Source organism: Halomonas flagellata (assembly GCF_022487945.1).
Lineage (GTDB): Bacteria > Pseudomonadota > Gammaproteobacteria > Pseudomonadales > Halomonadaceae > Halomonas > Halomonas flagellata.
Window position 1 is genome coordinate 181886 of the sequence record NZ_JAKVPY010000005.1, and the last position, 13449, is coordinate 195334.

14 protein-coding genes are annotated in these 13449 nt (G+C 67.9%); 3 read left to right on the top strand and 11 right to left on the bottom strand.

Going from position 1 to position 13449, the window contains the following annotated elements; translation table 11 throughout:
- Window positions 1-8 precede the first annotated feature (8 nt).
- The gene (locus tag MKP05_RS05860) at window positions 9-2225 is read left to right on the top strand and encodes a dihydrolipoyl dehydrogenase family protein (protein WP_240567431.1); all 2217 of its coding nucleotides are present in this window, start codon (window positions 9-11) and stop codon (window positions 2223-2225) included.
- A 1-nt stretch (window position 2226) separates the two neighbouring features.
- Window positions 2227-2853 (top strand): CDP-alcohol phosphatidyltransferase family protein, encoded by a 627-nt coding sequence (locus MKP05_RS05865; protein WP_240567432.1) that lies wholly within the window; start codon window positions 2227-2229, stop codon window positions 2851-2853.
- Window positions 2854-2929: 76 nt separating this feature from the next.
- Here MKP05_RS05865 and MKP05_RS05870 read toward each other — a convergent pair whose 3' ends face one another.
- The gene (locus MKP05_RS05870) at window positions 2930-3412 is read right to left on the bottom strand and encodes an FKBP-type peptidyl-prolyl cis-trans isomerase (protein ID WP_110283637.1); all 483 of its coding nucleotides are present in this window, start codon (window positions 3410-3412) and stop codon (window positions 2930-2932) included.
- 228 nt (window positions 3413-3640) lie between these two features.
- Here MKP05_RS05870 and MKP05_RS05875 point away from each other — a divergent pair, with 228 nt between their 5' ends.
- Window positions 3641-3922: a hypothetical protein gene (locus MKP05_RS05875; RefSeq protein ID WP_110283638.1), complete on the top strand. Its 282-nt coding sequence runs from the start codon at window positions 3641-3643 to the stop codon at window positions 3920-3922.
- 130 nt (window positions 3923-4052) lie between these two features.
- Here MKP05_RS05875 and MKP05_RS05880 read toward each other — a convergent pair whose 3' ends face one another.
- From MKP05_RS05880 to MKP05_RS05925, 10 genes are all read right to left on the bottom strand, one after another.
- Entirely contained in the window at window positions 4053-4520 is a 468-nt protein-coding gene (locus MKP05_RS05880) for an outer membrane lipoprotein (RefSeq protein WP_240567433.1), read from the bottom strand.
- A 224-nt stretch (window positions 4521-4744) separates the two neighbouring features.
- Window positions 4745-6343, bottom strand: coding sequence for an isocitrate lyase (locus MKP05_RS05885; protein ID WP_110283640.1), 1599 nt, complete (start codon window positions 6341-6343; stop codon window positions 4745-4747).
- A gap of 397 nt (window positions 6344-6740) precedes the next feature.
- Window positions 6741-7175, bottom strand: coding sequence for a GNAT family N-acetyltransferase (locus tag MKP05_RS05890; RefSeq protein WP_240567434.1), 435 nt, complete (start codon window positions 7173-7175; stop codon window positions 6741-6743).
- A gap of 74 nt (window positions 7176-7249) precedes the next feature.
- On the bottom strand, window positions 7250-8425 hold the full coding sequence (locus MKP05_RS05895; RefSeq protein ID WP_240567435.1) for a cupin domain-containing protein: 1176 nt from the start codon (window positions 8423-8425) through the stop codon (window positions 7250-7252).
- Between the two features lie 33 nt (window positions 8426-8458).
- Window positions 8459-9022, bottom strand: a complete 564-nt coding sequence (locus MKP05_RS05900) for a cob(I)yrinic acid a,c-diamide adenosyltransferase (RefSeq protein ID WP_240567436.1) — start codon at window positions 9020-9022, stop codon at window positions 8459-8461.
- 31 nt (window positions 9023-9053) lie between these two features.
- Window positions 9054-10418, bottom strand: coding sequence for an adenylosuccinate lyase (purB, locus tag MKP05_RS05905; RefSeq protein WP_240567464.1), 1365 nt, complete (start codon window positions 10416-10418; stop codon window positions 9054-9056).
- 65 nt (window positions 10419-10483) lie between these two features.
- Window positions 10484-11125, bottom strand: coding sequence for a high frequency lysogenization protein HflD (gene hflD, locus MKP05_RS05910; protein ID WP_110283644.1), 642 nt, complete (start codon window positions 11123-11125; stop codon window positions 10484-10486).
- Window positions 11122-12249, bottom strand: a complete 1128-nt coding sequence (mnmA, locus tag MKP05_RS05915) for a tRNA 2-thiouridine(34) synthase MnmA (protein WP_240567437.1) — start codon at window positions 12247-12249, stop codon at window positions 11122-11124. Before mnmA ends, hflD begins: the two co-directional genes overlap by 4 nt.
- A gap of 133 nt (window positions 12250-12382) precedes the next feature.
- Window positions 12383-12832 (bottom strand): NUDIX domain-containing protein, encoded by a 450-nt coding sequence (locus tag MKP05_RS05920; protein ID WP_240567438.1) that lies wholly within the window; start codon window positions 12830-12832, stop codon window positions 12383-12385.
- Window positions 12829-13437: a pseudouridine synthase gene (locus tag MKP05_RS05925; protein ID WP_110283647.1), complete on the bottom strand. Its 609-nt coding sequence runs from the start codon at window positions 13435-13437 to the stop codon at window positions 12829-12831. Before MKP05_RS05925 ends, MKP05_RS05920 begins: the two co-directional genes overlap by 4 nt.
- Between the last annotated feature and the right edge of the window lie 12 nt (window positions 13438-13449).

A 13449-nucleotide genomic window follows, 5' to 3' on the forward strand; every position in this document is an offset into this window, starting at 1 on the left:
GCCTTCCCTTGACCCGACGTCGCCTGATACTCGCGGCCCTGATCGCCATGATCGTCGCGGCCTACTTCCTCAGCGGGGCCGACGAGGCCCTGACACTACAGAACCTGCAGGCCGAACAGACCCGCTTCCGGGCCTGGCTGGCCGCGGAGCCACTGACGGTCGTCGGCGGCTTCTTCCTGATCTACGTGGTCATGGCCGCCGTCTCGCTGCCGGGGGCGACCCTGCTCACGGTGCTGGGAGGCGCGCTGTTCGGCTTGGGCTGGGGGCTGCTGATCATCTCCTTCGCCAGCACCCTGGGCGCGACCCTGGCGGCCCTGGTTGCCCGTACCCTGGCACGGGCACCGCTGGAGCGGCGCTTCGCCCCCCAGCTCGAGCGCATCAATGCCGGTATCGAGCGCGAGGGGCCCTTCTACCTCTTCACCCTGCGGCTGATCCCGCTCTTCCCCTTCTTCGTGATCAACCTGGTGCTGGGCCTGACCCGCATGCGCCTGTGGACCTTCTACTGGGTCAGCCAGCTCGGCATGTTGCCTGGCACGGCGGTGTTCGTGAATGCGGGCCGTGAGCTCGGCAATCTCGAGTCGCTCTCGGGCATCCTGTCCCCGGGACTGATCGGCTCCTTCGCCTTGATCGGGCTCTTCCCCTGGCTGGCCCGGGCCGGGGTGGCGGTGGCCAAGCGCCGTCGGCTGGCGCGGCGCTACGACCGGCCCACCGCCTTCGACCATGACATCGTGGTGATCGGCGGCGGGTCGGCGGGGCTGGTGGCCAGCTATATCGCCGCCGCCGTCAAGGCCAAGGTCGCGCTGGTGGAGCGCGACCGCCTGGGCGGCGACTGCCTCAATACCGGCTGCGTGCCGTCCAAGGCGCTGATCCGCGCCGCGCGTGCCGCCAGCGAGGTACGCGGGGCGTCGCGCTACGGCGTGCAGGCCGGTGAGCCGGAGATCGACTTTGCGGCGGTGATGGGGCATGTGCACGGCGCCATCCGCGAGGTGGAGCCCCACGATAGCCGTGAGCGCTACGAAGGGCTGGGCGTGGACGTGATGGCCGGCGACGCCCGCCTCGAGGATCCCTGGCGGGTGCGTGTCACCGGGCGCTGGGGCGAGCGGGTAGTGACTGCCCGCCATGTGATCATCGCCAGCGGCGCGCGGCCTCGGGTGCCCGACCTGCCGGGCCTCGACGCCATCGAGGTGCTGACCTCGGATAACCTCTGGCGCCTCGAGACCCTTCCCGAACGGCTGGTGGTGCTGGGCGGCGGCTCCATCGGCTGCGAGCTGGGACAGAGCTTCGCCCGCCTGGGCAGCCGGGTGGAGCTAGTGGAGATGGACGATCAGCTGCTGCCCCGCGAGGACCGGGACGTGGCGGCCGAGGTCGAGGCCCGGCTTGGCGGAGAGGGGGTCGGGGTGCATCTCGCCACCCGGGCGCGGCGCGTGGTGACGGTGGACGGCGGCCATGCGCTGGAGGTCGAGCGCCCGGGCGACGATGGCGAGCCGGTGGTCGAGCGGCTGGGCTTCTCGCACCTGCTGGTGGCGGTGGGAAGGCAGGCCAATGTGTCGGGAATGGGCCTCGAGGCGCTCGGCGTGGAGACACGTGAGGACGGTACCCTGGCCGTGGACGAGACCCTGCAGAGCGTGCTGCCCAATGTCTGGGCCTGCGGCGACGTGGCCGGCCCCTTCCAGTTGACCCATGCCAGTGCCCACCAGGCCTGGCATGCCACCGTTAATGCCCTGTTCGGCGAGCTCAAGCGCTTCCGGGTCAGCTATCGCGCGCTGCCGGCGGTGACCTTCACCGACCCCGAAGTGGCGCGGGTGGGGCTCAACGAGCGCGAGGCCAGGAAAAGGAGCCTGGATGTCGAGGTCACGCGCTATGCACTGAGCGAGTTGGATCGGGCCATCGCCGAGGGCGAGACCGATGGCTTCCTCAAGGTGCTGACGGTGCCCGGCAAGGACAAGATCCTGGGGGCGACCATCGTCGGCCAGGGCGCAGGGGAGATGCTTGCCGAGTTCACCCTGGCCATGACCCATGGCATCGGGCTCAACAAGCTGCTGGGCACCATCCACTCCTATCCGACCCGCAGCGAGGCGGTCAAGGCCACGGCCGGCGTATGGAAGAACGCCCACAAGCCGGAACGGCTGCTGGGCTGGCTGGAGCGCTATTTTGCATGGCGGCGCGGCGGGTCGACTCGGGTGGCGGCAATGAAGACAGTCGACGAGAGCATGAGAAGGAGTTGAGATGCTGGATCGCTGGACCATGCCCCTGACCCAGGCGCCGCTGATCCGGCTGGCCGCCTGGCTGGCCAAGTGCCAGATTCGACCCGATCAGATGACACTGGCAGCCTTTCTGATCGGCATGTCGGCGCTGCCGCTACTGGCCATGGAGTGGTATGCACCGGCGCTGGCGGCGATTCTGCTCAATCGCCTCGGTGATGGGGTAGATGGTGCCCTGGCCCGCCTGAACCATCAGCCGAGCGATGCTGGCGGGTTTCTCGATATCGGCCTGGATTTCGTCTTCTACGCCGCGGTGGTGCTCGGCTTCGCGCTGGCCGACCCGGCGGCCAATGCCCTGGCGGCGGCCTTCCTGCTGTTCGCCTTCATCGGTACCGGCACCTCGTTTCTGGCCTTCGCCATCATGGCCACTCGTCATGGCCTCACGCGACCCCGTTTCCGGCAGAAGGCCTTCTACTACCTGCATGGCCTGACCGAGGGGACCGAGACGATCCTCGCCTTCGTGGCGTTCTGCCTCTGGCCCGGGCATTTCCCGCTGCTCGCGGTGCTGTTCGCCGTGGCCTGCCTGATCACCACCGTCACCCGACTCTGGGGCGGTTATCGAACCCTGCGGGCCCTCGAGACTCCTCCCTGAAAACGGGCGAAGGGGCCCTGAAACGACGAAGGGGCAGCCGCTGGCTGCCCCTTCGCGATCGACCTCAGGGTCGCGCTCAGTGCTCGACGCCGCCGGCGCCATGCACATGACCGTGCTCGATCTCTTCCTGGCTGGCCTCGCGAACCTCGGCGATCTCGACGTCGAAGTTCAGGGTCTGGCCGGCCAGCGGATGGTTGCCGTCGACGGTGACGGTGTCGCCTTCCACCTTGGTCACGGTGACCATCAGCGGGCCACCCTGGGTCTGGGCCTGGAACTGCATGCCGGGTTCGACGTTGTCGACGCCCTGGAAGGCGTCACGCGGCACTTCCTGCACCAGTTGCGGCTGCTGTTCGCCATAACCTTCGGCGGGCTCCACGGTGGCGGTGAGCTTGTCGCCGGCGACGCGGCCCTCAAGCTCCTTCTCGAGGCCCGGAATGATGTTGCCGGCGCCGTGGAGGTAGGTCAGCGGCTCGCGGCCTTCCGAGCTGTCCAGCACTTCACCTGCGTCGTTGGTCAGGGTGTAGTGGAACGCGACAACGGAATTCTGCGCAATCTGCATTGATGAACCTTTCGGTGAGTGCATGTAGGAAACATGGTAACGCGCCGGTCGGGGGGCTGTCAGGGGGATGGGCGAATTTCAGGATGCCAGCGTCGATCCTGAGACACATTCACGCCCTCGGTCCCGAGGGTGGCCGGACTTTCGAACAGTTGCGTGCCCCTGCGGGCGGGGATACCCTTGCGCGACACCCTTTTCTCCATTGCCCATACCATCTCCCGGAGAGTGCCCATGACCATCGTCGTGATCTGGCTGATCGCCTTCGCCGTGATCCTGTTTCTCTGTTACAGCCGCTGGGAGTCCAGCATTAGCCCCGGCCTCGACAAGCTGCTGCCGGCGGTGATGAAGACCCATGGCGACAATCGACTGGTTTGGAGCCTGGCCCTGGCGGTGCTGGGGGCTACCACCCTGGTGCGCCCGGTGGACATCCTGCTGACCGCGATCGTCATCTTGCTGCTGGTACTGGTCGGCAGGAAGCTGGCCGGCTGGGCCATGAACAGGGTCGATAGGTAGGCGCCCGGCACCTGGCCTGTCGAGTCGCGTAACGCGTCGTGAACGAAGCGAGGGCCCGCGGATCATTCCGCGGGCCCTCGGCTGTGCGGGGTACGTTATCTCGATCGGTATCTCGATCGATCAGGGACGATCAGTAGGGGGCCACGGTCAGGTTGGCCCCGCTGCCGATCAGGCGCACGCGCTGGCCGGTCTGGAAGTCACGGTCGGCCTTCTGCACCACGACGATGTGCTGGCCATCATCGCGGCGGACCTCTATCTCCCAGGCGGCTACACGGTTGGCGGATTCCTCGATGTTGCTGCCGGCCACGGCACCGCCGATGGCCCCGGCCGCGGTGGCGAGCCGGCGCCCGGAACCACCGCCGACCTGGTTGCCGAGCAGGCCGCCGATCACGGCGCCACCGCCGGTACCGATGATACCGCCGGCGCGGCTGTCGGCCTGGATCTGTACCTGGCGCAGGGCGGTGATGGTGCCGAAGGTGACTCTCTGACCGGTCTGGGCCTGGCTGCCGCGGTAGACATCACCCCCATAGGGCGCAGTGTTGGCGCAGCCGGCCAGGGTCAGGACACCGAGCGCGAGTACGGGAAGAAGACGTTTCATGTGAGACCTCCTGGGGGCATTCATTCGGGCTTTCGTGAAGACAGCCCGTCGACATCCTGTCGCGGAATCGAAGGGTTATAGGCGGTTCGACCAGTCACCCGGGGGCGAGTGCCCACCAGTGTAGCGTGAGAGATGGGCAAATAGTGTGAAAACCGCGCCGCCACAAAAAAGGGGAGGCCGAGCCTCCCCAAGGGTTCCAGTCGTTCTATCGCCGGCGTGTCGGCTCAGCCGAACTGATTCATGGTGTTGTCCTTGCCGCCGGCCTTGAGCGCCGCTTCGCCGTGGAAGAACTCCTTGTGGTCGTCGCCGATGTTGGAGCCGGCCATGTCCTGGTGCTTGACGGTGGCGATGCCCTCGCGGATCTCGCGGCGCTGCACGCCCGCCACATAGGCCAGCATGCCCTCGTCGCCGAAGTAGCCCTTGGCCAGGTTGTCGGTGGACAGGGCCGCGGTATGGTAGGTCGGCAGGGTGATCAGGTGGTGGAAGATGCCGGCCTCGCGGGAGGCGTCGCGCTGGAAGTTGCGGGTCCATTCGTCGGCCAGCCTGCCGAGTTCGGTGTCGTCGTACTCGGCGCTCATCAGGTTGGCACGGTCGTAGGCGGAGACGTCCTTGCCTTCCTTCTCCCAGGCATCGAATACCTGCTGGCGGAAGTTCAGGGTCCAGTTGAAGGAGGGCGAGTTGTTGTAGACCAGCTTGGCATCCGGACAGACCTCGCGGATGCGGTTGACCATGCCGGCGATCTGGCCGACGTGGGGCTTCTCGGTCTCGATCCACAGCAGGTCCGCCCCGTTCTGCAGGCTGGTGATGCAGTCCAGCACCACCCGGTCCTCGCCGGTGCCCGGCTTGAACTCGTAGAGGCCGGAGGCGAGGCGCTTGACCTTGACCAGCTTGCCGTCCTGCTTGATGACGACGTCGCCGTTGTTGATGTCGGAGGCTGAAGTGATCTCGTCACCGTCGAGGAAGCTGTTGTACTGGTCGCCCAGGTCGCCCGGTTCCTTGGTCACGGCGATCTTCTGGGTCAGGCCGGCACCCAGGGAGTCGGTACGGGCGACGATCACGCCGTCATACACACCCAGTTCCAGGAAGGCGTAGCGCACGGCGTTGATCTTGGCGATGAAGTCCTCGTGGGGCACCGTGACCTTGCCGGCCTGGTGGCCGCACTGCTTCTCGTCGGAGACCTGGTTCTCGATCTGGATGCAGCAGGCACCGGCCTCGATCATCTTCTTGGCCAGCAGGTAGGTGGCCTCGGCGTTGCCGAAACCGGCGTCGATGTCGGCGATGATCGGCACGATATGCGTCTCGAAGCCGTCGATCTTCGCCATGATCTCGTCGGCCTTCGCCTTGTCATCGGCCTTCCTGGCCTCTTCCAGGTCACGGAACAGGTGGTTGAGCTCCCAGGCGTCGGCCTGGCGCAGGAAGGTGTAGAGTTCCTCGATCAGGCCCGGCACGGTGGTCTTCTCGTGCATGGACTGGTCGGGCAGCGGGCCGAACTCGGAGCGAAGGGCGGCGACCATCCAGCCGGAGAGGTAGAGGTAGGAGCGCTTGGTGGTGCCGAAGTGCTTCTTGATGGAGATCAGCTTCTGCTGACCGATGAAGCCGTGCCAGCAGCCTAGGGACTGGGTGTACTGGGCGCTGTCGGCGTCATAGGCGGCCATGTCCTCGCGCATGATCTTCGCGGTGTAGCGGGCGATGTCGAGACCGGTCTGGAAACGGTTCTGAACCCGCATGCGGGCGGCATGCTCGGGGTTGATGTTGTCCCACTTGCCGCGCTGGGCGTCACGCAGTTGCGCCAGTGCCTGGAGTTCGTCGTTGAATGCTGCCATGGGGCCATCCTTCACGTCAGGAGTGGAGTCTCGTGATCGCGACGCGGGTGCCTGGCCGGGGCCGGCGGCGTCGCGGCCGCTGGAATCGCCTGCTGCATCATTCGGCAATGCCTTATGCTGCACCTGCGAAGTCTTGTCAGGTTCGGCCAGTTGCCCTGGGTTGTCTCTACGGCCTTGGTCGAACCCGGGGCGAGGGGCGGATCGTCGCGTCGCTGGCATCATGAGCCGGGCGATGAACGATCGTTTTACCTCGCCATGGCCTCCACTATGGCGCCTCGTGGCGGGCGTGCACAATTGACCCTTGGGGGTAGGGGGCGTTGTAGTTCGACTACAGGAGCACACCGCGCGGGTGCTTTCCTGTAGTGAAGTTTCCGTGGCGCAGCGAAGGGGCGGTGGCTCAGCCCCGCAGGGGGAGCCGCATGTTGCGGTGCAAAATCCCGGCCTCGAGGAACTCGTCACCGACGGCCTGGAAGCCGAGGTGTTCATAGAAGGCCAGGGCATGGGTCTGGGCGGCCAGCTCCACGGCAGGGTGCCCGTGGCGCCGGGCCGCCTCGATGGCGGCCCGCATCAGGGCCGCGCCGATGCCGAGCCCTCGGGCCTCGGCGAGCACGGCGACCCGGCCGATATGGGCGTCGGGCAGCAGGCGTGCGGTGCCCACCGGGTGGCCGCCGGCCAGCGCGAGGAAGTGCCGGCAGTCCGGGTCGCGGCCGTCCCACTCCTCCTCGAGGGGCACCTGCTGCTCCTCGATGAAGACGACGCGGCGGATCTCGCCGGCCGCCGTCCCCAGGGTGGCCCAGTCGCCTTCATGGATCTCCAGCTCGGTTTTCGTCATCTCTCACCTCTCTGCTGCGACCCTGATGATAGCGGCCACCGGCAGCGCTCGGGGCTGATCCGGCGGCAGGCCTGCTACTCCTCGAGCTCGTCGACCCAGGTCAGGCTACCGGCATCGAGCAGGGCGGCGAGCAGTTCGGCGGCGCCCGGGAGTTGGAGCAGCCCGGCATCCAGCGGCAAGTCGGACGCCAGGGCACGGGCCAGCGGCAGGTCGCAGTTCTGGCCGTCGCCGTCGGCGAAGAGCGTCGCCCGACCGTCGTCCAGGGCTCTCCAGGCGAAGCGCGAGCCGGGGCTGCGCACCAGTTCTTCGCCCTCCTGGAGTGCTGCGACAAGCGCGTCGACGTCGGTGGGTGCCTCGGCGGGCACCAGTTGGTCGACGTACTTGGGCTGGGTCATCACCCGGCCGAACCACTCGGCCAGCCGGGCCGGGTCGTCGAGGGTCTCGAGGATCAGGGTGCGCATGCGGGCCAGCGCGGCATCGTCGAGCTCCGCCGGGTCCTCCGGCGGTGCCATGCCGGCATCGGCATAGCGCCGTGATGCGGGCAGGCCCTCGCCGACGTAGTCGGCATAGGAGGTGACGGCCTCGTCCGCCGAGGGGGCGCGGAAGCCGACCGAGAGGGTCATGCAGTCGTCGGACTGGCTGATGCCGTGGTGGGCCCAGGCCGGCGGCAGGTAGAGCATGTCGCCCGGTTCCAGCACCCAGTCGTCGCCGTCCACGACCTCGAAGCGCTCGAGAATGCGCAGGTCGAGGCCATCGAGGATGGGCGCGTCGTCGGCGACCTGGCCGCCGAGCTGCCAGCGCCGGGTGCCGCTGCCCTGCAGCAGGAAGACGTCGTACTGGTCGACATGGGGGCCGACGCTGCCGCCCGGGGGCGCATAGCTGATCATGATGTCGTCGAGGCGCCAGCGGGGCAGGAAGTCGAAGTGCTCTAGCAGGTCGGCCACCTCGGGCACGTAGTGGTCCACCGCCTGGACCAGCAGGGTCCAGTCGCGTTCGGGCAGCCTGGCGAAGGTGGCCTCACTGAAGGGGCCGTGGCTGACCTGCCAGGGGCCGTCGGCGCCGTGCTCCTCGACCAGCCGCGCCTCGATGCCCTCCTCGCAGGCGAGCCCCGCCAGCTCGTCGGGGTCCAGGGGGCACGCGAAGTCGGTGAAGGCGCCGCGGATCAGCAGCGGCTTGCGTTGCCAGAAGTCGCGCAGGAACTCGGCGGCGGTCAGGCCACCGAGCAGCTGCAACGGAGTGTCACTCGCCATGGGGGCTCCTGGAAGTGGGCGGTTGGAAAAGGCTCAGCGGTTGGCACCGGGAACCCACAGCACGTCGGCCGCGCCGTCGTCGTTGGCCCGGCGCGCGGCGACGAACAGCAGGTCGGAGAGGCGGTTGAGGTAGCGCAGCACTTCCGGGTTCACCGGCTGTTCGGCCATCAGTTGGGTGACCAGGCGCTCGGCGCGTCGGGCGACGGTGCGCGCCATGTGCAGATGGGCGGCGAGCGGCGTGCCCCCGGGCAGAATGAAGGAGTGCAGGGTCTCGAGCGTCTCGTTGAAGGCATCGATCTGCTGTTCCAGGAAGGTCACCTGAGCGGCCGTGACCCGCAGCGGCGGGTGCTCTGGTGCTTCCTGCTCCGGGGTACAGAGATCGGCTCCCACGTCGAACAGGTCGTTCTGCACGGTGGCCAGCACCTGCTGCAGCTTACCCACGGCATGGAGCTGTGCCAGGCCGAGGGCGGCGTTGGTCTCGTCCACCGTGCCGAAGGCCGACACGCGCAGGTCGTGCTTGGCCACGCGGCTGCCATCGCCGAGCCCGGTGTCGCCCTTGTCACCGGTGCGGGTATAGATCTTGGTAAGCTTTACCATCGCTTCACCTCCTGCTGGTGCCGCATGCGGCTTACAGCCGACGGGCCTGGGCCTCGGCGTTGCCGATATAGCTGGCCGGGGTCAGTGCCTTCAGCTCTGCCTTGACCGTCTCCGGAAGGTCCAGGGTATCGATAAAGGCGGCAAAGCCGGCCTGGTCGATACGCTTGCCGCGGGTCAGCTCCTTGAGCTTCTCGTAGGGCTTCTCGATGCCGTAGCGGCGCATCACGGTCTGGATCGGCTCGGCGAGCACCTCCCAGCTGGCATCGAGGTCCTCGGCCAGCCGCGCCGGGTTGGCCTCGAGCTTGCCGATGCCCTTGAGCGAGGCCTGGTAGGCGATCAGGCCATAGGCCAGGCCCACGCCGAGGTTGCGCAGCACCGTGGAGTCGGTGAGGTCGCGCTGCCAGCGGGAGATCGGCAGCTTCTGGGCCAGGTGGCCGAGGAGGGCGTTGGAAAGCCCCAGGTTGCCCTCGGAATTCTCGAAGTCGATCGGGTTGACCTTGTGCGGCATGGTCGAGGAGCCGATCTCGCCCTCGACGGTCTTCTGCTTGAAGTAGCCCAGCGAGATGTAGCCCCAGACGTCACGATCGAAGTCGATCAGGATGGTGTTGAAGCGGCACACGGCGTCGAACAGCTCGGCGATGTAGTCGTGGGGCTCGATCTGGGTGGTGTAGGGGTTGAAGGTCAGCCCCAGGCCCTCGACGAAGGTGCGGGCGTTGGCCTCCCAGTCCACCTCCGGGTAGGTCGCCAGGTGGGCGTTGTAGTTGCCCACCGCGCCGTTGATCTTGCCCAGTATCTCGACGCCCTCGATCTGCCCGAGCTGGCGGCGCAGGCGGTAGGCGACGTTGGCCATCTCCTTGCCCAGGGTAGTGGGGCTCGCGGTCTGGCCGTGGGTGCGCGCGAGCATCGGCACGGCGGCATGTTCACGGGCCAGCCGGGCGACCTCGTCGGCCACCTGGTGCATCACCGGCAGCAGCGCCTTGAGGCCGTCGGTCAGCATCACGCCGTGGGAGAGGTTGTTGATGTCCTCGCTGGTGCAGGCGAAATGCACGAACTCGGTGATCGCATGCAGCTCCGGCGACTCGGCGATCTTCTCCTTGATGAAGTACTCCACCGCCTTGACGTCGTGGTTGGTGGTGCGCTCGATCTCCTTGATGCGCTCGGCATCCGCCACCGAGAAGTCGCGGATCATCGCCTCGAGGAAGGCGGTGGCCTCGGCGGAGAGCGGCGGCACCTCGGTGACGCCGGCCAGTTCGGCGAGCCGCTGCAGCCAGCGGATCTCGACGATGACCCGGGCACGGATCAGGCCGAATTCGCTGAAGTGCTCGCGCAGGGCCTCGGCCTTGCTGCCGTAGCGGCCGTCGACGGGAGAGAGGGCGGTAAGGGCGGAGAGGGGCAGGGAGGCGCTTTGCATGGTCGAGGTTCCGGTACGGTGTGGAGAAGGTTGGGTTCGGGAAGACAGCGTCAGCCCAACTGGTCGAGGGCTTTCCTGAGGGCGCTGCGCTGGAAGACCAGCTTCCAGCGGCGGCCGCCCTGCTGGTGCCAGAGCAGGGCGAAACGGATGCCGGCGAGCAGGATGGCGCGGACCCGCTCGGGCATCATGCGACTCTGCAGCAGTGAGGGGTCGCCCTGCACCACGATGCGGGTCTTGAAGGTGGAGATCGTCTCCTGATAGGCCTCGCCGAGGCTGGCAATGACGTTCTCGTGGGTCGCCTCGAAGTGCTCGGCCTGGCCCTGGATGCGGGCCAGGCGGCTGCCCAGCTCGCCCATCATGGCATCGTTGCCGCGCAGCTTGTTCATCAGCAGCAGCAGCGAGAAACCGTAGCGCAGCACCACCGGGTTGGCCTGCTTGCGCCCCACCACCGCCTCGAGCACCTCGAGGCCGCGGCGCAGGTTGTTGGGGTGGCCGCCGTAGATCGCCTCGAAGCTCTCCGGGTCGGTGTCGAGGGTGGCGTGGATCAGGGTCTCCCAGGCGCGCGTCTCGACCTGGCCGGTGCGGGCCAGTTCGTCGACCAGGCTGGCGGCCTGGAAGACGCCGGCGAGTGCCAGGGCCTGCCTGGCCGCCGGGGTGTCGGGGGCGCGGTGGATCGGGGTCGAGGCGGTCATGGGGCGGGCTCCGTGGCGTTCCAGGTGTCGCGGATCACGCCGCCACCGAGGCAGATCTCGCCGTCGTAGAGGACCAGCGACTGGCCCGGGGTGACGGCGCGCTGGGGGGCATCGAAGCGCACCTCGACGCCGCCGTCATCGCGCACGGTCATGGTGCAGGGCACGTCGGACTGGCGATAGCGGGTCTTGGCGGTATAGCGCCCCGCACCGGCCGGGGGCTCACCGGCGACCCAGTCCATGGCCTCGGTGGCCAGCGTATCGGTATAGAGCAGCGGGTGGTGCTTGCCCTGCACGGCGACGAGCACGTTGCGTGCCAGGTCCTTGGCGGCCACGTACCAGGGCGCGTCCGGGTGGTTGGCGAGCCCGCCGATGCCCAGCCCCTGGCGCTGGCCGAGGGTGTAGTACATCAGCCCCATATGCTCGCCGATCACCTCGCCGTCGGGGGTCTCGATCACCCCCGGCTGGGCGGGCAGGTACTGCTGCAGGAAGTCGCGGAAGCGGCGCTCGCCGATGAAGCAGATCCCCGTCGAGTCCTTCTTCCTGGCCGTTGCCAGGCCGTGGCGCTCGGCGATGGCGCGCACCTCGGGCTTCTCCAGTTCACCGACCGGAAAGAGGGTGCGGGCGATGGCGGCCTCGGGTACGGCGTGCAGGAAGTAGCTCTGGTCCTTGTTGGGGTCGAGCCCCTTGAGCAACCTCGGGCGAACGTCGCCCTGCCCCTGGCGTACCCGCCCTTGACGAACATAGTGGCCGGTGGCGATCTTCTCGGCGCCGAGCATCTCGGCGTACTCCAGGAACACCTTGAACTTGATCTCGCGGTTACAGAGGATGTCCGGGTTCGGTGTGCGCCCGGCACGGTACTCGGCCAGGAAGTGCTCGAAGACGTTGTCCCAGTACTCGGCGGCGAAGTTGGCGGTGTGCAGCCGGATGCCGAGCTTCGCGCATACGGCCTCGGCATCGGCCAGGTCGGCCTTGGCGGTGCAGTACTCGGTACCGTCGTCCTCGTCCCAGTTCTTCATGAACAGGCCTTCGACCTGGTAGCCCTGCTCGAGCAGCAGCAGGGCGGACACGGAGGAGTCGACGCCGCCGGACATGCCGACGATCACCTTGCCTGGGGTGGCGGTCATGGGCGCTCTCGGAATGGATGGATCGCAAATGGGCGGGAATTATACCTTATCTTGGCTTCGAGCTTCGAGCTTCGAGCTTCGAGCTTCGAGCTTCGAGCTTCAAGCTACAGTCCAGCCCGCAGCCTTCACCCGCTCAGCGCTCGTGGATCACGTCCATCGGGAAGAACTTGCCGGCCAGGGCGTCGCGGATGCGGCGCATCACCAGGGGGCTGCGCAGTCGCCCCTGGCGCTCCAGGTCCTCCAGCTCCTCCAGGGTCAGCCAGTGCACGGCCAGGATCGCCGGGTCCAGGTCGTTGCCCAGGTGGGCCAGTGCCATGCCGAAGAAGCCGTGGCTGTGGAAGGTGTGGCCATCCGGTGCCTGGTAGACATAGAGGCCCAGGTAGTCGGTGATGCCCACCCGCCAGGCGGTCTCCTCGCCCACCTCGCGCAGGGCGGCCTCCTTGATGCGCTCGCCCGGCTCCAGGTGGCCGGCCGGCTGGTTGAACAGCGTATGAGGGCCGCCGCGCTCCTCCTCGACCATCAGGAAGCGGCCGGCGCGCTCCACCACGCAGGCCACGGTGACCAGGGGGTGCCAGCGGTTCATCGGCGGCCTCCTCGGTGGCGGGTCGGGCGTTGCGGGTTCGGGCGAGGGGCATGCAGGGTCTCGCGGCGCCACTGCCCCGGGGCCAGGCCGTCGAGGCGCCAGGGGCCGATGGCCACGCGCACCAGGCGCAGGGTGGGGTGGCCGACATGGGCGGTCATGCGTCGCACCTGACGGTTGCGGCCTTCGCTGATGGTCAGCTCCAGCCAGCTGGTGACCGGGTGGCGCCTCGGGTCCAGCGGCGGGTCCCGCTCGGGCAGGCCGCTCGACGCCAGGCGCCGGACCTTCGCCGGCCGGGTGCGGCCATCCTTCAGCCGGACGCCGCTGCGCAACGCCTGCAGGGCGGCATCACTGGGGCGGCCCTCCACCTGTACCCGGTAGGTCTTGGGCTGCTTGTGGCGGGGGTCGCTGATGCGGTGGATCAGCTCGCCGTCGTCGCTGAGCAGCAGCAGGCCTTCGGAGTCGTAGTCGAGACGGCCGGCGGCATAGATGCCGGGCACCGCGATCACCCCGGCCAGGGTGGCGCGGCGCTCTCCGTCACCGGCCCCGGGGTCGGTAAACTGGGAAAGCATGCGATAGGGCTTGTGCAGCAGGTATAGAGCGCTCATTCGACCAAGGTC

Excerpts from the sequence above, each read along its gene's own strand:
- MKP05_RS05920 (WP_240567438.1), bottom strand. The coding sequence starts at position 12,832 with ATGAACCGCTGGCACCCCCTGGTCACCGTGGCCTGCGTGGTGGAGCGC.
- MKP05_RS05865 (WP_240567432.1), top strand. The coding sequence starts at position 2,227 with ATGCTGGATCGCTGGACCATGCCCCTGACCCAGGCGCCGCTGATCCGG.
- MKP05_RS05925 (WP_110283647.1), bottom strand. The coding sequence starts at position 13,437 with ATGAGCGCTCTATACCTGCTGCACAAGCCCTATCGCATGCTTTCCCAG.
- MKP05_RS05900 (WP_240567436.1), bottom strand. The coding sequence starts at position 9,022 with ATGGTAAAGCTTACCAAGATCTATACCCGCACCGGTGACAAGGGCGAC.
- hflD (WP_110283644.1), bottom strand. The coding sequence starts at position 11,125 with ATGACCGCCTCGACCCCGATCCACCGCGCCCCCGACACCCCGGCGGCC.
- MKP05_RS05870 (WP_110283637.1), bottom strand. The coding sequence starts at position 3,412 with ATGCAGATTGCGCAGAATTCCGTTGTCGCGTTCCACTACACCCTGACC.
- MKP05_RS05880 (WP_240567433.1), bottom strand. The coding sequence starts at position 4,520 with ATGAAACGTCTTCTTCCCGTACTCGCGCTCGGTGTCCTGACCCTGGCC.
- mnmA (WP_240567437.1), bottom strand. The coding sequence starts at position 12,249 with ATGACCGCCACCCCAGGCAAGGTGATCGTCGGCATGTCCGGCGGCGTC.
- MKP05_RS05890 (WP_240567434.1), bottom strand. The coding sequence starts at position 7,175 with ATGACGAAAACCGAGCTGGAGATCCATGAAGGCGACTGGGCCACCCTG.
- MKP05_RS05875 (WP_110283638.1), top strand. The coding sequence starts at position 3,641 with ATGACCATCGTCGTGATCTGGCTGATCGCCTTCGCCGTGATCCTGTTT.
- MKP05_RS05895 (WP_240567435.1), bottom strand. The coding sequence starts at position 8,425 with ATGGCGAGTGACACTCCGTTGCAGCTGCTCGGTGGCCTGACCGCCGCC.
- MKP05_RS05885 (WP_110283640.1), bottom strand. The coding sequence starts at position 6,343 with ATGGCAGCATTCAACGACGAACTCCAGGCACTGGCGCAACTGCGTGAC.